Genomic DNA, 19366 nt, shown 5'->3' with positions numbered 1-19366 from the left:
CTGCACGAACGGGCCAGATTGGCTGCCATTGCTGCACGCTGGCACGGGCATGTGGAGCAGGGGGACTGGTTCCACTTCCCACAAGTGGTGTTGCGGATCGGCAATACCGCGGCCAGGTTGCAATTCTTCCGCGAGAACAAGCGATCCAGCACATGTCTGACGATTCATTTTCCAGATCCCCATCTGCGTTTGGAAATCTATCCCCAAACGATTGTCCACGGCGTAGGCAAGCTGTTGGGGATGCAGGACATTGAAATCGGTTCTCGTCATTTTGATGATGCGTTCATCATTCAGGGAAACAGCGCGGCGATCCTTCGCGAGTACCTGACATTCGAGTCCCAGGCTGCGATCCAGGAACTGGCCGCTTGCACGTTCTTTCACAATCTCCATCTGACCATCGGGGGCGGGACGTTTCGGGTTACCAAGTCGGGAATCCTGACTGGCGAAACAGAGTTGCTGAAGCTGATCCCTGCCTTCGAGCGGCTTTTTCTGGCCCTGCTGGATGCTCGAACCACCGGCATTGAATATTTGCCGACTGTTGCCCCGGCGCGGGTCATCGATACGCAGTGCCGTGTGTGCGGCGACGCACTCGCAGGCAAGATTGTCTATTGTGCCAGTTGCCTCACGCCTCATCATCTCGATTGCTGGAATTATTTCGGATCGTGCAGCGTGTATGCTTGCGGACAGAAAAAATATCGCCACCCGCGCTCGTGAGCTTGCTTCGTGCAGATATCTTGGTCCCCCGCGCAACGCTTTGTCTTCATTACCGTCCTGTTCGAAGGTGGTTTGGCCGCTATTGCGCTGGTTGCTGGTTGGCTGCTCGGCTTCTCGCCCTGGTATGGAATGCAGCTTGGCATCAATGACGGAGCGCACGATTTTGTGCGACTCACGCGCGACGTCTTATGGGGAGTGTTTGCGACCGCGCCCGCCGTGCTCATGCTGATGGTTGGTGATGGCGATCGCTGGCAGCCGCTACGTGCGGTGAAAGATCAAGTGACCGAGATGCTTGGTCGATACTTGCGTGACGCTACCGCGCTGCAGTTGTTGTTGATTGCCGGTTTCGCCGGCTTTGGAGAAGAGTTGCTCTTTCGCGGCCTGATCCAAGCCGGACTGGCTGAATGGTTACCTGGACCTTGGGCGCTGATCGGCTCGCTCGCCGTAGCGTCGATTCTGTTCGGACTGTGCCACTATCTAAGCCACACTTACTTTGCACTGGCCACGCTGGCGGGCGCGTACTTTGGCCTGTTGATGATTGTCAGTGGCAGTGTGCTGCCCGCGATGGTTGCCCACGCGTTGTACGACTTCGTCGCGCTGGTGTATCTCGCGAGCGAAAGTCGCGAGGGCTGAATGAGTGGCTAATCCTTCCGCCGCACAAAGTCTTGTTCGAGTTGCTTCAAGCCCTCTTCGACCGTCGGCGTCAGCTGCACATCGCCCAGTTTCGACATATCGGCAGTCGCGACATCCTCGTCATGCAGGCTGTACTTCTCTTGCTCCCTCACTCGCCAATAAATGAAGCCCATGACGAGCATCGTAACCGCTAAGGTTCCGGCCACGATCCACAGAAACCCCGGCAGGGTCACCTCCCACTGACGGGCAGCCGAGCGGGCATCGGAAGAGAGTTCTTGTTTCCAATCAACCGTCTTCGCAATCATCAGCGGAGCCGTGTAAGTGCCATCGAGCCCCAGGTAAGCCTGACGCTTGAAGAAGAAACCAGTCACGACCACATCTTCGTGCAGCTTGGTTAAGGTGCCATCCGCCGACCGTTCTTTGATTTTAGGAAATCCTTCAGGCAGTTCTTGCAGATGCACAATGATTGGAGCGTTCGGGCCATCGAGCGGATGAATCCACAGGACGTAGTAATCTTTCACTCCCCAAGGATTGTGAACGGCAGTGGCCTTCCACGCCCCGCGGACAATCCCGCGCATCTGCACCACATCGCCCCGGTAGTGGCTCGATTGCTTGAATAATTGAACGTAGGTCATGTCAGTCGCGGCTTGCTTTCGCAGGTCGCCATCTGGCGTATGTTGGGCCTGCGTCATCAGTCGGAACCAGATATCGCTTTCGTCGGGACGAAGCGGGGTGTCGTCCTTGATCAGGTTCATCGCCAGGCGATCGAGCGACTTCTGAAACAAATGGATCCCGGCCAGTTGTTCTCCCTGTAGCGAGGCACCTTGAGCGGCCGCTTCGAGCGGTGGGCGAGTTTGCTGAGACCAGCGGTCGTTCACTTCGCGAAGGATCTTTTGCCAGGCATCGCGATCGTCGGGCTTCAGTTCTGCCAGCGATTGAAACGCAGCTTCGCCGTAAGCATTCCACTGTTCATTCAACTTCAGCACCAGTTTGCTGGCCTGTTCGAGCGAGGCTGGTCCCAAGGTGTGTTCGCCACGTCCCTGAGCGAGAATCTCGAACAGCAGCGTTCGCTCCGTGGGATCAAGCTGACTGTAGATTTCCTTCCAGCCCTGTCGCCAGGCCAGTTCGGATGGTTCCGGCTGAACTTCTTCGGGCAGTTCTTCCGCCGGCTCTTCGTCTGATCCTTGCGCTGGTTTGCTCGTTTGCACAATGGTTCCCGGTTCATCGTGAGCAGTGCGACTCAGCTTGGGTTCGAGCCGGCTTTTCACATCTTCCACCTGGGTTTCCAGTCGCCAGAACCAGTTCCAGCTATTTGGCTTGCTCGCGCGTTCGGCGATCCACAGCACGCCCATCAAGAGTGCCACGATACCGAAGATTCTCATTTTGGTGGATCGATGCTGATAGTTCGGCGGTGGAGTCCGACGAAACTTGAACTTCGGTTTGGCTTCACGATTAGGAAACATGGCAAGTGAGGGCTAAAGGAGAGACAAGCGGTCTACTGACAATTCTAACGCGCGTTCGGGTGGGGAAAGCACAAAAACGGCCGGCTATTGTCGGTTATCAACGTGAGTACACCCGATTGGTGGTTCGCATCGAAAGTCCCGATGTATTGCAGCAGCGGACTGCCGCCGTTTGGCGACCGAGAAAATCTGCTGGCAATTGGCAGCCCGATTTGGCAATATCACGGTGCCAACTCCTTCCGCCCGCCCGGACTCCCACCATGAAACTTGCCTACCTTGCAGCTTTTCTCTTGTCCCTTGTCGTCGCTTTGCCCATGCATGCTGCGGAACTGTTTCAGGCAGGAGCCGCGATGAGCAACATCACGCCTCCCCTGGGCCTGGAGATTGTTGGCGGCTTTGTACCGTACCCGGCGAAGCATATTCACGATGAACTACATGCTCGCTGCCTCGTGCTCGACGACGGCCAGACCAAGCTCGCGATCGTTGTGTGCGATTTGCTCGGCATTCATCGCGCCGTGAGCGAAGAGGCTCGCAAGATGATCGCGGAGAAGTCTGGCATTACGCGCGAGCAGGTGCTGATCAGTGCCACTCATACCCATTCGGCCGCCAGCGCCTTGGGTAAGAACCGTTTGGCCCACGAGCAAACCCTCGACGAATATCAGCAGTTCGTCGCCCAGCGAATCGCCGACGGTGTGGCCCGCGCACTGCACAACTGCCGTCCCGCGAAGATCGCTTTTGGCAAGGTCGAAGTGCCCGAACACGTGTTCAATCGCCGCTGGCATATGAAGCCTGGAACTGCTCCGGTGAATCCCTTTGGAATGGTCGAGCAGGTGAAAATGAATCCACCCGGAGGCAGCCCCAACTTGATCGAGCCCGCTGGTCCGACCGATCCCAACATTTCGTTTATTTCCGTCTGCGAACCGAGCGGCCGGCCGATTTCTGTCTTTGCCACGTACTCGCTGCACTACGTCGGCGGTGTCGGCAAGGACGATATCTCGGCCGATTATTACGGTGTGTGCTGCGAACACCTGAAGCAGCTTTTGACCGCAGGGGAAAAACGTGAACAGGCCGTTGATTCGCCGCCCTTTGTAGCCCTGCTCGCGAATGGCACCAGCGGCGATATCAACAACATCAACTTTGTGAAGCCGCGCGCCAGCAAGAAGCCTTACGAACAAATTCGTTACGTCGCCGAAGACGTGGCGACCAAGATTCACGCGGCTCTAAAGGACGTGAAGTATCAGGATCATGTCAGCCTAGGAGCCGTTTATCGCGAGCCCACGCTTAAATGGCGACGTCCAACTGAGGAGGAGAAGAAATGGGCTACTGAAACCATTGCTGCCGGCCCCAAGAGCAAGAGCGATCTCTCGTTCATCTATGCCGAGCGGGCGATGAAACTGGCCGAGTATCCAGAAACCACGACGGTTCCGCTGCAGCTGCTGCGCGTTGGCGATGTTTGCCTGGGAACCATGCCCTGCGAAATCTTTTGTGAGATCGGCTTGGAATTCAAATCCCGCAGTCCGCTGCCAAATTCCTATCTCGTGTCTCTCGCGCATGGCTACTTCGGCTATCTGCCAACACCTCGGCAGCATCGTTTAGGTGGTTACGAAACCTGGATTGGCACGAATCGGCTCGAGCCAACCGCCTCGGACAAATTGCTTGCTCAACTGCTCCAGATGGCCGCTGAACTGCAAGCCAAGAACTAGTCCGCCAAACCACTCGCGGGATTGTTTGGGCGGCATCTGTCTAGCTAGCAGACGATGCTCCTTGATGTTGTCATCCGCACAACCGTTATAGGCTGCCAGCGACACCCTGCCTGGGGGTGAAACGAGTCGCCATCCGCTGGCAATTTTTGCGATCGCCATTAAGATCGAAAGCTTCTGGATTCTCTTCCCTAACCGGCAGAGCTTCACTCCGCCGGCCCTCTCTCAGCCGCTGTGGAGAGACTCCAGAAATGCCCTTTTTGCCGCAGATTTTCGCGACGCTCTAATTCGTTCGGATGACCCGACCCATGCTGAATCGCACCAAGTCGCTTTGGAATCGTCTCTTCGCCCGCAAGTCTACGACTGCCAAGAAGGCTCCCGTTCGCGCTCGCCGCCGGGCCTTCCTCGAGTCGCTCGAAGACCGCGCTTTGATGGCGACCTTCCACGTCTCACTCGGTGGTATTGATGCTCCGGGCAATGGCAGCGTGGGAGCGCCGTTGCGTTCGATTCAGGCTGCCGTTACCGCGGCCGCGCTCAGCAATGACGGCCAGGACATCATCAATGTGCAAGGAGGAACGTACAACAACGCAGCCTTCGACAACAACATTTACGTTCCACCATCGGCAAACATTACCGATCTGCAGATTCTGGGTGGCTGGAACGCGGGTTTTGGTACTCGCGACCCCAATGCGAATCCCGTCGACTACTACAACCAAGTCGCAGTTAGCGATGGCAATCCCTACGACATTCAAATCGACGATGCCAACACCACCGTCGACGGCTTCAACTTTTACTTTCGTGGCGACGCCCTGACAGGCACTCGTCGTGGCGGTGGCGTTCTCGCCAACTCCACCGGCATCACGGTCAGCAACAACAATCTGTACGTCGGGCTTTCCCCAATTCCAACTGTTTCTGGCCGTATTCCTGGTTTGCAAACTGGCTTTGGCGTCGACACATCTGGGTTGCAGGTTCTCAACAACAATTTCGACATCAACACACCCGGAACAGGTGCGTTTGCTGGATCATCGTATGGCATTTACGTCAATCAAACCAACTTCGCTCGCACCTCGCCGATTGTCATCAGTGGCAATACCTTCAGCGGCGACAACATGAACAGCGCGATCATGGTTGATCGCGACGGCAATGTGCAAATCACAGGCAATACGATCAATCGCTCATCGCCATTTGCACCGTTCCCTGGTGGTGCTATTGCTCTTCGCACACGGAGCAGCGCGCTCAGTCCAATGAGCAACATCACGATCACCAACAACACCATCAACAACACCGATCCTACGGCCGCGACTGCGGGAATTGCCTTGGGTGACCTAGGTCAAACCCAAACCATCTCAAGTCTGACCGTCACTGGCAACCAGATCAGTGTGGCGAATGGCCCCGCCATCTTCATCGACAGCACGGTTAATGCCGCTACGACCACCATCAATCTCAATTCGTTCGATAGCCTCACTCCCACGCAAACGGTGGCGAACGGTTCTCCTGGCATTAACATTTCCGGCAACTGGCTGGGCTCGAATGTAGCCGCAACCGTCGAATCGAACTTGCTAAACTTTGGTGCCGGTACTTTGATTGCTCGCGCGTTTCTCTCGAGTAACACAGATAGCAACCCAACTGTCGCCGGTCTGCAACTTCCCGCTGCCACCGAAATGCGAGTTCCCCAAACGGCTGCCACCAGTGGTTTGACGAAAGTGGATGGACGCATTCAAACCGGCATCGATCGCGCGGTGGCCGGTATGACGGTTCGCGTTGCGGTCGATACCTACGCAGAAAATCTGACCGCCAGCCAATCTGTCACGTTGCTGGGGGCCAATGAGGCGATCAGTCCCAACACGGGAGTGCGCGGGGCCGAATCGGTCATTTCCGGATCTCTGAATATCGCCAATGGCTCCCTCGGCGATTACGTCGTTCGTGGCTTTCGATTCAACGGTTCGGCGACGCCACTTGGCACCAATAACAATGTCAATGCGGGCACGACCAACGTCACCTTCGCGCGAAACCTTGTTCAAAACTCTGGGCAGGTTGGGCTCATCACCGGTTTTGCCGGAGCGGTGCTCAATGCCAATGTTTTGGACAACAGCTTCAGCAATTCCACAAGCAACGCCATGCAGTTGACTGCAGGAAGTGGTGGCGTGACCACTGCGGTCGTCTCCGACAATACGATTTCCACCACGGTGTTCGGTGGCATTAGCACCGACGCACTAACCAACAGTTCGATTCTGCGCAACACGATTTCAGGAACTCCTCAGCAGGCGATTCAGATTGCTGGTGTGTCGAGCAATGTAACGGTGGCTCAGAACACCATCACAAACGCCAATACCAGCAATGACACAAATCGCGGGGCAATTCGAATTCGTCCCACTTCATTTACAGGGCCGGTGGTCGTCTCGAACAACTTCATTAGTGGTTCGTTCAATGGCATCTCGGTTCCAACCGGAGAGACGATTCCTGCTGGGCTGTTGTCCGTCACGAATAACAGTCTCACTTCACCGTCCGGTGGCAGCTTCCTGGTGCGCAACAATGGCACAGGCACGCTCGATACATCGGGTAACTGGTTTGGCACTAACGCAATCGCCGGTGTGACGGCTGCCATCAGCGGCACTGTGGACTACACGCCGTACCTGAATAGCGGAATCGATATCGCTCCAGCGACGCCTGGCTTCCAAGGCAACTTTGCCTCTTTGACGGTGCATACTGCTGGCGCTCAAACGGGTGCCATCGGTCGCATTCAAGAAGGTATCAACCTGGCCACAATTGGCGGCACAGTGAATGTGCTAGCCGGTACCTACGCCGAAAATGTGTTGGTGAACAAAGCAGTGACGGTGCAGGGTGCGCAAGCGGGCAACGATGCCGATGCGCGATTTGCAGCGTTCACTTCTGGTGTAGATGGCCCTAAGGCAAGCAGCGCTACGGAAACAGTGCTCACCTCGCCGGTAAACAATCCGACCGGTGGCAATCCCGGTGCAAACGACTTGATTCGCGTCACGGCCAGCAATGTTACCCTTGATGGTCTGGTGATCGACGGCAATAACCCGGCTCTGGGTGCGAGTTCGGTGATTGCCGCCGGCGTGAATCTGCACGCTCGGCGTGGCATCACGAACATCGATAGCAGCAACGGCTTCAATCCGGTCAACAACCTGCTGGTGACGAACAGCATCATCCAGAACGTGGCCGATCGCGGCATTTCGCTAGCGAATAATGGTCCGGTATCCACTGGTAACGCGCTCAACGAAAACTTGATTCGCAATTTCGGCGATCCCAGCGTCGGTGGCTACGGTGTGCTGCTCGGAACAAATGCCTATGCCAATGTCACGAACAACACGATTGATGTTGGCGGTAATAGCATCGGCATTACATCGCAGAACTTCTTCAGCAACGGCAGCATGACTTGGTCGGGCAATAATCTTGCGATCGGCCAAGATGCGTTTGGCATCCACGCCAACTTGTTCTATGCACCCAATGCCACGATCAACATTCAGAACAATACGATCAATGCCAAGGCTGGTGTTACCGGCACCAGCGACTTTACCTGGGGCATCAATGTCTGGTCGACGCAGGTCGGCTCAACGGTCAACATCGCGAACAACATTGTGGGCGCTGCGGGAGGCGAACTTGCGCGCGGCATCAACCTCTGGAACAATCCCACGACGGTTCCAATCACGGTTTCGGGCGGTACGGTTGGCAACAGTTTGGTCGGGATCAACCTTGATGGCGTCGATCCATATTATGGTCCGACCAGCACCTCGACTTACAACGTGCAGAACGTCGCCGTCAGCGGTGGAATCGCCGGCATTCGCTTGCGAAACAACCCCATCACCCCCGCACCCTTCTTCGGTTCGAATGTTCCCAACGGCAGCCTGACGCTGAACCTCAGCGGCACCTCGGTGACCGGCGCGACGACGGGTATCGTTATGGACGACGTGACTGCTGATGCCTTCACCACCACCTTGAACGTAGGTACGGGCAATTCCATCTCCGGTGGCACGACCGGCCTTCAAATGACCGGCGCCCAGGCGATTCTCAGCGGGAACTCGCTGAACAACTTGGCCTTCACCGGCCAGTCGGGCAACTACATTACCCTGGCCAGTGGTGCCCATGACAATACCGAACTCAACGCCACTGCCGTTACCTTCGGTGGGTTGACCGGTGCCGGGGCAACCAACACGCAGAACTTTGCAATCGAAGACAAGATTACGAACGCCATCGACGATGGTTCCCTCGGGTATGTGCGAGTCAAAGCGAACAATGTGTTCGTAACGCCCAATAGCTTCAATTCGCCAGCCACCACGAATCCGAGCGTTCAGCGAGCCATTGACACAGCCGTGAATGGCAACGTCGTCAACATCATGGCCGGAAGCTATCCGACCGGTGCCGACGCTACAGCCATCGGCAAGGGAGTGACCTTGGCCGCTGGCTCCAGCCCTGGGCAGGTCACAATCGCTGGCAACCTAGTGCTTGATTCCAACGACACACTGGCCATCGAAGTGGAAGGAACGAACCCAGCTACTCAGTACGACAACTTTGTGGTCAACGGCGGAGTCACGCTGGGAAATGCCGTACTGACGTTTAGCGGCAGCTATGTGCCTAACACATTGGACACCTTCGTCCTGATCGGCAACGACCTGGTCGACCCCGTGAATGGGACTTTCAATGGGCTCGCCGCCGGTTCCATCGTGAACGTGAATGGTACGCCGAAGCAAATCTTCTACACGGGTAACGACGGCAACGATGTCGTACTTACCACTGCCATTCCCGAGACCGTCTATGTTGAAGACATCGCCTGGAATGCCTTTTCGTTCGGCCAGTTCATCCTCGACGCGGATTTTGGAACTGCTGGCGATCAATCGGCCATCTATGGTTACAGCGCGTTCAACAGCGTAACCACAGCCCTGTCGACCGTTTCCACCGGTGGCACTGTGATCGTCAATGCGGGCAACTACGCCGAAGCGGTTGCTTCCAGCGGTACCAAGACGATCGAAGTCACCGGCCCGGATGCCGCGCAGGTCGTGACGATCGACTCGCTGACGACCTCCGCTGGCCAAGGACTCGTCATTGAGGGTGCGTCCACTTTAATCATCAACAGCGGCACGATCGCCGGGGTCATCAGCGGCTCCGGTGCACTCACCAAAGCGACAGCCGGAACTCTCACGCTCAGTGGTGCGAATACGTATACGGGACTCACCACGGTTAGCGGAGGCACTTTGAATGCCCGGAACAGCGCTGCACTGGGATCTGCAGCAGCGGGCACTGTGGTCGCGAACACTGCCGCTCTGGAACTTCAAGATGGAATCACAGTTTCTGGTGAATTGCTCCAAATTACTGGCGATGGCGGTGCTTTACGCAATGTTGGCGGTACAAATACCTGGGCGGGAAACATCAATGTCAGCTACGCGACGATCACTTCCAACACTCGGATCACCATCAACTTAAGCACTAGCCTAATTATCAGCGGCGATATCAACGCAGCTGGGACAGCAGCCAACTCACTCGTCATTCAGGGTTCTGGTTCCTCGACGATTTCGGGCAATATTTCCGGCCTCGCAGGATTGATCAAAAGTGCAACGGGCGACGCATCGCTCACCTTGTCGGGAACTAACACTTATTCTGGCCCTACTTTAATCAGCAACGGAACGATCATCGCCGCCAGCAGCTCTGCGCTCGGAGCTACGTCAAGCGGTATCACCATCGCTTCAGGAGCAACCTTGGATGTTCGTGCCAACATTGGCACCGAACCAGTCACGAGTGTCCTTGGGACTGGAGAGGCAGGCATCGGTGCTTTAGTAACCAACTCAGGCATTGGAACTGTAGGCGGCCCGGTGACGTTATCGGGAAGCACTTCTATCGGTGGTGCAGGCACCCTAAACATCAGTGGAGCTATTGGAGAAACCGGTGGAGCGAGGGCGGTTACCAAGATCGGCGCAGGCACGACGACACTTAGCGGCACAAACACCTATACGGGCACGACTACGATTAACGTAGGTACCCTGGCGCTTGCTGGAGGAGCGGCAGTCGACAATAACGGTGCGGTGATCCTGGCAAATACTTCCGGAGTAACCCTTAGCCTGACCAACTCCGAGACAATTGGTTCGCTGTCTGGTGGCGGCACAACTGGCGGCAGTGTTTCACTCGCGGCGAATACACTTACGACCGGTGGGAATGGCGCAAGCACCACTTTCGCCGGAGTAATCAACGGCGCCAGTGGCAGCTTGGTCAAAGAAGGCGCGGGAGTGATGACTCTCACGCGGCCCAACACCTACACCGCTGGCACGACTCTGAACGCTGGCACGCTGCTGGCAAACAACGCAACCGGTTCGGCGACCGGTACCGGTTCGGTGACGGTGAACGGCGGCACGCTAGGTGGTACGGGCAGCATCTCCGGCGCGGTGACGGTCAATGGTGGCACGCTGAACATCGGTTCGCCCGTGACGGGCACCGACAACTTATCGACCGGATCGCTTGAGCTGAATGTCGGCGGCACGTTTACGCCGACCATCAACAATACGACCGTCATCACGGGCTACGATCAACTTATCGTTTCGGGCACGGTCGATCTCACCGGCTCAACACTGTTGTTGGAAGGCAGCCATGTGCCGAGCATTTTGGCGTTAGAGTCGTTTATCATCATCGATAATAATACTTCTACTGACGCGGTGATTGGTACGTTTGCTGGTTTGCCCGAAGGATCTGCGATTCCGTTCAATACACAGACCCTCTTCATCAGCTATGCCGGTGGCGATGGCAACGACGTGGTGCTGTACAGCCAGCCGGTGGTGAATGGTACGCCGCTCGCCGACTCGCTGGTGCTGCGTCAAGTTTCGGGCGATCCTTCGCTGCTTGAGTTCAGCTTGAATGCAGCTCCGTTTGTGCAGGTGACAAGTGCGTTGCCCTTCTCCTTCGTGGGGCTCGGTGACATCGACTTGATGTATGTCGATACCGTCAACAGCGACCCCCTCCCGACCGGCAACGCCAACTTCTTCGGCGAGTTGCTCCGCGTGCAAAAGAGCACCGCGGGTGCTGTCGATGCGGCCGTTTATTCGCCATCGACCACTGCTGGCGCGGGCCTGGTGACGCTCACGGGCATGGGTAATATCAATTTCTCGCTGACGACGAATGTCGACTTCGTGAACCTGCTGACGGTGGATGTGCGCACGGCAACCGCCAACGATACGCTCACCGTGGCCGATGGCCTGACGACTACCAACGGCATCGCGGTACCTGCGGGCTATTCGACCGCTGCTGCTGCCGCCCTGGTCGTAGGCGGAGCCAACATTCCGGTCGGCTTGCGAAATGTAACGAATGTCAACATCGACACCGTCACCGGTCTCAACGGCAACGATACCGTCAGCGTGAACTCAGGCACTACAGCTCACGGCAATACGAATCTCTCCATCGCCACCGGCACTGGTACCGATGCAGTTACTGTCGCTGGTGCACTGACCGTGGCTGGTAACATCAGCATCACCTCGCAGAACATCGCCGTGAATGCTCTGCTGACCGCGGGTGCCGCCAGTGCGATCACTCTGAATGCCGGCACGGGTGCCATCACCACCAGTGGCGCGGCGGTCGATATTTCAGCCTTGAATCTCTCGGCGACTGCTACGCAGGGCATCAACCTCGATACGAACGTGACCAACATTACGGCCAGCAACACCGGTGCGGGACCCATCCGCTTCGATGAAGAAGACGGCGTCACGCTCACGAGCGTTGTAGCCGCCAATGGTTCGATCGTCGTCAATGCCGGCCTGACGGCCGCCGGCACGCTGACCGCTACGAGCGTCCTTTCGACGACTGACAGTGATGCGAACGACATTGCCTTGCAGATCTCGGGTGGCGGCGATCTCGTCGTCGGCACCATCAACGCAGGTGCGACTGCGGGCGATGTGACCCTGACGACCAGTGGCTCGATCACCGATCTGGATGCCACGGATCCAGATATCACCGCCGATAATCTGTCGATGGGAGCGGTGGGTGGTGGCATTGGTCTCGTGGGCAATCCGCTCGAAACGGCGGTCGTCAGCCTGGATGCGATCACTGGCGGAGCGGGGATCTTCATTGCTGACGCCGGCACGCTGGCCATCGATAACAACGGCTCCTTCACCGGTGTCGCAGTAGTCACGGGCGACGTCGTGATTTCGGCCACGGGCCTGCTCACACTCAATAACAACGTCAGCACGCTGGCCGGAAACGTGTCGCTCACATCGGTCGGCATGAGCTTCGCCGGCGGTGCTGCCCAAGCGCCAGCCGTGGGCGGAGTGGTCACTCTCAACGCGGGTACGGGCGCAATTTCGACGAACGGTACTGGCAATGACGTGACCGGGCAAGACCTGCTTGCCACCGCCACCACGGGTATCAATCTCGATACCATGGTGCTGAATGTTACGGCCACCAACAGTGGCGCTGGCAACATCAATATCGACGAAGTTGATGGCGCGAACGTGCTCAACGTCGCTGCGACGAATGGCAGCAGCACCGTTACCACGGCAACGGGCAACCTGAGCGTGACGACTGTTTCGGCAACCACCACAGCCACGGTGCTTGCCACGACCGGCAGCATCACCGATGCCAACGCCGCCGCTAACAACATCACGGCGAGCTCTCTGGCCGCAACGGCTGCCACCGGCATCGATCTCGATACTACGGTCGCCTTCATCACGGCCACCACGACCGCAGCGGGCAGCATCCTGCTCGATGAACTGAACGCCGTTCAACTCACCAGCGTCTCGACGGCCAATGGCCCGATCGTCATCAACGCGGGTGGGGCAATCAACGCCGTGAGCGTTGCATCGCTGACCGATGTAGACGCCAACGACATCAGCATCACTGCGACGACCGGCAACATCACGGTGGGTGTCATCACTGCCGGTACAAGCAATGGCGATGTCACCCTGCTCGCTACCACCGGCTCGATTGTCGACGATGTCGATGTCGTCGCCGATGTGATTGGCGACGTGGTAACCCTCACTGCTGCGAGCGGCGTGGGCGAAGCCGCCGGCAATGGCTCGCTCGATACCACGGCAAACGTGCTCGATGTGAGCGTGACTGCTGCGGGCTTGATCAACCTCAACGAAACCAACGTCGTCACTCTAACGGCCATCGATACCGCCAATGGCCCCATCACCATCACCGCTGGCGGCGCGATGCTCGCCACGAGCGTGATTTCGACGACAGATAGCGACGCTAACGATATCAGCCTGTCGACGACGGCCGGCAATATTGCCGTCGGTACTATCAACGCCGGTGCGGCCGGTGATGTCACCCTGAGTGCCGCGGCGGCAATCACCGATGTTGATGCCACGAACCCAGATATCACAGCCGACGACCTGGTGCTGCTCAGCACCAGCGGCATCGGCGCCGGCGATGCTCTCGAAGTCATCGTGAGCAACCTGGAAGCAGTCGGTGGCGCGGGCGGCGTGTTCGTAGCCAACTCGGGCGACCTGACGATGGGCCTGATTGGTCCGACGGTCGGTGTGAGTGCGACCGGTGGAGACATTATCGTCACCACCACCGGCCTGCTGACGATTGCCGAAGACGTCACTGCGACTGGCGCAAATGTCGACATCACGCTGACGGCCATTGATGCTGCAGGTATCGGCCAGAACCTGGTCCTCAGTGGCGGTGTTACCGTTTCGAGTGCTGCTGCCAGTGTGACCTTGAATGCTGGCGACGACGCCACCATCACCGGCAGCATCACCAGCGGCACTTCGACCACCATCAATGTCGATGCCGACAATGCCGATGGCGGCACGGGTGGCTTGCTCTCGATCACCGGTGTCATCACCACGCCTGTAAGCGACTACACGTTCCTCAATGGCGAGACCGACAACGACACCTTCACCTTCAACCCGCAAACGTCGACCGAGTTCCGCGTGTTCGGCAACCTGCCGACCGCCACGTTGGTCGGCGACACGCTGGTGATGAATGTCACGGGCACGACGAATCCGAACCTGACCGTGCCTGGTTCGATCGCTCCTTACACCGGTCCTGGTTCCGGCACCTGGACCTTCACCAGTGCCCATCGGCCGGTCCGCTTCGGCAGCATCGAAGACAGCCTGATCACAGGCAACTATCACCTGACTTACGACAACGGTGTTGCTCCGGTCGGCAACCTGGTCGTGATGCGCGATGCGACGCAAACTCGCCTGCAACTGCGCGATGGCAGCGTGGCGGGCACCATTCTGTATCAAACACCGCTCGCGCCGGTCCTGTCGCTGACGGTGTTGGGTTCGGCTGGTGACGATACGGTTACGGTTGACGACATCAACACGCTCGTGGATTTCGCCGGCACCATTCCCGCTGCCGTCGACAACACCAACCTGCTCGGCACGCCCGAGTTCCTCTTCGATGGCAATGGCAATACCCTTGGCGGTAGCGATACGCTGGTCTTCAACATCAACGGCGCTACAGCCTCGCAGACCTATGCGATTGGCAATGGCACCGGCGGCACCGCTGGTCTCGAAGGCGAGATTCAAAGCATCGCAGCAGGCATCACGCTGCAGTCGTTCTTCCAGGATGTTGAACTTGCGAGCCGCACCGGCAATGGTGCCACTGCGGGTGGTCTGACGATTCTCGGCGGCAGCGCCGGCGATACCATCAGCACTGCTGCGAATGGAACGGCGACCCGCACTTCCATTACCAACTACACACCCTTCCAGTTCACCGGCAACAACTACACCACCTTCACCGTGAATGGTCTGGGTGGCGGCGACAGTATCGACCTGGTGAGCTTCGGTTCGGCTCAGACCAACAACTTCCCCATCACCCTGAATGGCGAAGGGGGCGACGACAACATCCGCCTGCACAGCACCAGCTTGAATACGGGCCTGGTGACCTTGCTGGGCGGACTCGGCGACGACACGATCCACCTGGGCAACCTCAGCAACAACGTCAACAACATCGACGGCCTGGTGGTGGTCGATGGCACCGACGGCGTGCCGAATCTCAACGATACGCTGATCATCAACGACAGCGGCGACAACACGGCCGACAACGTGCTCGTGGCTCCGGTGAACGCCGCTTCGTCCGACTACTACAAGGTCGAAGGGATCAACGGGCTGACGGGCGACGATGTGATCTTCCGCAACATCGACAACCTGGATTACACCAGCACCAGTGCCAACAACGTGATCGATGGTCAGTTCTATCAGACGAACCCGACCCACGACCTCAACACGGTAGCTCTCAGCGGTTGGCTCGGAGCCGATCAATTCCTGCTCTTCACTTCCGATCAACTGGGCGGCACCGGTCCCGCGCCCAACACCGTGGCCAGTGGCGTGGGGATCATCAATCTGTTTGGCGATGCCACCGGCAATCCCAACATGACAGATGGCAACGACACCTTCGGCGAAACTCCTCCGCCGCCGTTCACCGGCACGGGCATCATGAACGTCGGCATGGTGGTCTCCGACTCTGTCCGCATGCTCCGCCCGAGTGCTTCGACCGCCATCACCATCAACGGTGGGCGGCCCACGGGCCTTGCTGCTCCTATGGGAGACACGGTCGGCGACGTCCTCAACCTCGATATCAGCGCTCTGCCAGAGACGAGCCCCGTTGTGGTTTCGACCTACCTGCCCGGTCGCGTTGTGGCTGCGGGCATTTCTCCATTCAACTGGTCGGAAATCGAAGACATCAATCTGGTCGATCAAGGCAAACTTACCAACGTCCAGATGGGCGACCTGTTTGCCCGCCTGACCGACATCAACGACTTGGTTCAGATCTCGCGCGATCCGACCCCCACCAACCCGAACCAGGTTCGCCTCCGGCTCAACAATTCGATTACCAACTATAGCGCCTCGAACAAGACCATCATCTACGGTCGCGGTGGTGCCGATACGATCACCCAAACCAACCTCACCATCTCCGCCGAGTTCTACGGAGAAATTGGCAACGACAATCTCACGGGTGCCAGCAACAACGACTGGCTGGTGGGTGGCCAAGGCAACGACCGAGTCTCGGGCGCCAACGGCGACAACGTGCTGTGGGGCGACGATTCGCCTACAGACCCGGGTGACCTGGTGCCGCAAGAATCGATGGTGGGCGGCAACGATACCATCACCGGTGGCACCGGCTCCGACGTGGTTTACGGTGGTGGCGGCAACGATAACATTACCATGCTCGGCGGCAACGACTACGCCTACGGTGGCTACGGCAACGACATCATCGATGGCGGTGCGGGCGACGATCGCGTCTACGGCGGTGCCGGCAACGATCAGTTGTCGGGTTACACCGGCAACGACTTGCTCAGCGGTGGCGACAACGACGACAAGATCTACGGCCAACTGGGCAATGATGTGATGATCGGTGGCATGGGGGTCGACCTGATGGACGGGGACGCCGGCAACGACATTCTCATCAGCGGCAAGGTCGCGAACGAAACCTCGATTTGGACCTCAGTCGCCAGCGTCGGACCGTTCAGTGCCAACACTTACTCGCAGCCTGCAGCCAACGATGCCGCTCTGCTCACGTTGCTCACGCAGTGGGGCTCGTTCGGCAATCGCATCGGCCTCATCGCCACCATCACTCACGATGGAGTCGATGACGATCTGAACGGCAAGCAAGGGGACGACGATATGTGCTGGGAAGCCGCTGACATACTTGACGATGGCCCGACCGCCCTCGCGCCCCCCGGCTTCAATGGCCCGGGCATGGGGATCGATCAGCGGTTCGGTCCACCGATCGAATAGGCTCTTGCCGCGAAGTTTCCGACTTCAACTTGTTGCTGCCAGGCTTTGCAGCAGCAAGTCGGCAGCCGCTTGAATCGCCGCGGGATGAATCTCGTGAAAGCCGGCAAACTCGAGGAACTTCACTTCGCAGCCAGCCGCAGTCAATTGATCGCGTAACGCTTCCGCTTGAAAGTAAGGCAGGATCGGGTCGCGGCGACCGTGCGATTGCAGGATCTTGGTCTTGGCCAGTCCCTTCATCCGCGGCACCCAGTCGGTTTCACTCACCAGCGCTCCGCTGAAGACGATCAAGGCCGCTGGCGGTTCGGGCAACGAGAGCGAAGCATCGGTCGCGACCATCGAGCCCTGCGAAAATCCGCCGAGCACCACCTGCTGCGCCGTCAAGCTCCACTCGTGCCGCAGGTCGGCGACCAATTGCATCAATTGCGTCGTCGCCACGGTCATCCCTTCTGGCCGGTCACGACGAAAGCGTTGTAGCGTTTCCGGCGTGGGCAAGTTCAGCAGCCGTTCGAGATCGATCCACCACCAGGCGCGACCGCCAGGCATACCCCGATCTTCCAGCGACAGTGGTGCTGCGGGAAAGACCAATGCAATCTCTTCCCGCTCGTCTCCGCACCGCTGCAAGATCGGCTCCGCGAGCCCGACGAGATCTTCGCCCGAAGCGCCGAAGCCGTGACAGAGCACGCACACCAATTTGGGTTGCTGAGTCTTCGAACGAACAACGACGCAATCGAGCCCACCGAAAACAGCTTCCATGGCAATCATGCTTGCGGCTCCGGCGGCGGTGTCTCTTCGGCGATCTCGGGACCGTTTGTCGCCTCGGGCTGATTCTTTGTCAAGAGTTCCGGCGAAACTTCCAGCGAGGCAATCGTCACGCTCTCCACAACCGTGGTGCTGACGACTTCGACCGTCGTCACTTCCAAGCGAGTTGCTTCAACAGCTGCCATAACCGCCGGCTCGGGCCGAGGCTTCGCAATCACCGGTACGGTTCGCCGCGGACCATCGCCAATCAGCTTCATCGAGACCGACTCGGCATTGCTGCTCGTCTTGCCACAGGTGCAAAACTGTGTGGTCGCCGTCCCATCGGTGCGCCGCCGCTGATTACACGCTGGGCATTCCCAGATTCGTCGCAGGTCGTATTTCAGTCGCTCGAAGGGACCGCGCATAAGCTGACTCGTTAATCGCAAAAAAGGTTCGCGGGACACGCGTTCTCTGCCGTCCCTTATACGCGGGCTGACAACAAGGTGACAAGGTGAGGGGGTGGCCCGTTGAAGCAGCCAATCAACATCATTCCCGCATTTCGCCTTTCATTCTGCCTTCTGCATGCTTCGTTCTGCCTTCCTCACACGGCCACCGGCGCAGCAATATGCGGATGGGGTTCATAGCCGAGCAATTCAAAATCGTCGAACGTAAAGTCGAAGATCGAACGCACCGCTGGGTTCAGTTTCATCGTCGGCAGCGGACGAGTCTCGCGGCTGAGTTGCAGCCTGGCTTGTTCCAGGTGATTGCTATACAGGTGGGCATCGCCAAAGGTGTGCACAAAATCGCCGGGCTGCAAGTCGGTGACTTGGGCGACCATCATCGTTAGCAGCGCATACGAGGCGATGTTGAACGGCACTCCCAGAAACACATCCGCCGACCGCTGATAGAGTTGGCAACTCAGCTTGCCATCGGCGACATAAAACTGAAACAGCAAGTGACAGGGCGGCAACGCCATCTGATCAATCTGGCCGACATTCCAGGCACTAACGATCAGCCGACGGGAATCGGGATTCCGCTTGATCTGCTCAATCACTTGCGCAATCTGATCGACGTGCCCACCATCGGCTGTCGGCCAACTGCGCCACTGATGTCCATACACGGGCCCCAACTCGCCGTTCTCGTCCGCCCATTCGTCCCAAATGCGAACCTTGTTCTCTTTGAGATAGGCGATGTTGGTCTCGCCTTTCAGGAACCAGAGCAGCTCGTGAATGATCGACCGCAGGTGCAGTTTTTTCGTCGTCACCAGCGGAAAACCAGCCGCCAGATCGAATCGCATCTGATGCCCAAACACGCTCAGCGTGCCCGTACCCGTTCGATCGGTCTTCGCCGCGCCGGTATCGAGAATGCGAGTCAGAAGGTCGAGGTAATTTTGCATGTGATTGATTGCACTGTTTCAGCCGAGCGCGAC

General features: G+C 58.0%; 8 protein-coding genes. 4 read left to right on the top strand and 4 right to left on the bottom strand.

Translation table 11 applies throughout. The annotated features are described in order from the left end of the window. The first annotated feature begins 18 nt into the window (after positions 1-18). Together NA78x_RS06725 and NA78x_RS06720 are read left to right on the top strand one after the other, a co-directional pair. Positions 19-714 (top strand): RING finger protein, encoded by a 696-nt coding sequence (locus tag NA78x_RS06725; RefSeq protein WP_425617663.1) that lies wholly within the window; start codon positions 19-21, stop codon positions 712-714. A gap of 9 nt (positions 715-723) precedes the next feature. Next, positions 724-1347, top strand: a complete 624-nt coding sequence (locus NA78x_RS06720) for a CPBP family intramembrane glutamic endopeptidase (protein ID WP_425617662.1) — start codon at positions 724-726, stop codon at positions 1345-1347. Between the two features lie 8 nt (positions 1348-1355). Here NA78x_RS06720 and NA78x_RS06715 read toward each other — a convergent pair whose 3' ends face one another. Next, the gene (locus tag NA78x_RS06715; protein WP_425617661.1) at positions 1356-2729 is read right to left on the bottom strand and encodes a hypothetical protein; all 1374 of its coding nucleotides are present in this window, start codon (positions 2727-2729) and stop codon (positions 1356-1358) included. 338 nt (positions 2730-3067) lie between these two features. On the opposite strand from NA78x_RS06715, the gene NA78x_RS06710 reads away from it, so the two are divergent. Further along, the gene (locus tag NA78x_RS06710) at positions 3068-4510 is read left to right on the top strand and encodes a neutral/alkaline non-lysosomal ceramidase N-terminal domain-containing protein (RefSeq protein ID WP_425617660.1); all 1443 of its coding nucleotides are present in this window, start codon (positions 3068-3070) and stop codon (positions 4508-4510) included. 305 nt (positions 4511-4815) lie between these two features. Beyond that, positions 4816-17199, top strand: a complete 12384-nt coding sequence (locus tag NA78x_RS06705; RefSeq protein ID WP_425617659.1) for an autotransporter-associated beta strand repeat-containing protein — start codon at positions 4816-4818, stop codon at positions 17197-17199. Positions 17200-17223: 24 nt separating this feature from the next. On the opposite strand, the gene NA78x_RS06700 is transcribed toward NA78x_RS06705, so the two are convergent. From NA78x_RS06700 to NA78x_RS06690, 3 genes are all read right to left on the bottom strand, one after another. Beyond that, entirely contained in the window at positions 17224-17952 is a 729-nt protein-coding gene (locus tag NA78x_RS06700) for an alpha/beta hydrolase (protein ID WP_425617658.1), read from the bottom strand. Between the two features lie 5 nt (positions 17953-17957). Further along, the gene (locus tag NA78x_RS06695) at positions 17958-18362 is read right to left on the bottom strand and encodes a hypothetical protein (protein ID WP_425617657.1); all 405 of its coding nucleotides are present in this window, start codon (positions 18360-18362) and stop codon (positions 17958-17960) included. A gap of 176 nt (positions 18363-18538) precedes the next feature. Then, positions 18539-19333 carry a thymidylate synthase gene (locus tag NA78x_RS06690; RefSeq protein WP_425617656.1) on the bottom strand — a complete coding sequence of 265 codons (795 nt, stop codon included), beginning with the start codon at positions 19331-19333 and terminating at the stop codon, positions 18539-18541. Positions 19334-19366 lie beyond the last annotated feature (33 nt).

Source organism: Anatilimnocola aquadivae (genome assembly GCF_049819085.1).
GTDB lineage: Bacteria > Planctomycetota > Planctomycetia > Pirellulales > Pirellulaceae > Anatilimnocola.
Note: the sequence above shows the minus strand (reverse complement) of the source record. Positions and strands in the feature narration are given on the sequence as shown.